The 518-nt window shown below is 60.5% G+C and carries 1 pseudogene; it reads left to right on the top strand.

From position 1 onward, the window contains the following. Nucleotides 1-300 precede the first annotated feature (300 nt). A pseudogene (locus AC1DVA_RS29040) lies at nucleotides 301-518 on the top strand (site-specific integrase); the annotation flags it as partial.

Raw genomic sequence — 518 nt, 5'->3', positions numbered from 1 at the left:
CGACCGCCCTGGGCAATAAGCCCGGCTTCGCGCAGATGTCGGGCAATCCACCCGACTTGAACCTCCTCCATTCCCGAAGCGGCTGCGACCACCCGCACCAAATCACTAAGCTGTGCCATCGCGTCCCGTCTCGTTATAGAGCATCGCTCCATTTCTTATGTCAACGACATTTTTGGAGTGACGCTCAATTTCTTTTCACCTATTGTCACGTAGAGCAATACCCCGCCCTCTCGCGCAAGGCATGGCCTCATGGCGTCAATCCGCAAGCGCATTCTACCGAGCGGTAAGACGGCGTGGCTGGTGGACTACGTCGACCAGGCCGGTAAGCGCCGGGCCAAGCAATTCGGCACGAAGCGCGAGGCCGATGCATGGTCGGTCCAGGCTCGCTCGGAGGTTGCCACCGGGACCCATACCCACGACCGGGACAGCGTCACCGTTGAGAAAGCGGGCGACCTCTGGATTGCCAGATGCGAGGCGGAYGGGCTGGAGATCACTACTGTACGGGCGTATCGGCAGCA

The organism is Allobosea sp. P4_C6 (assembly GCF_056402015.1).
Note: the sequence above shows the minus strand (reverse complement) of the source record. Positions and strands in the feature narration are given on the sequence as shown.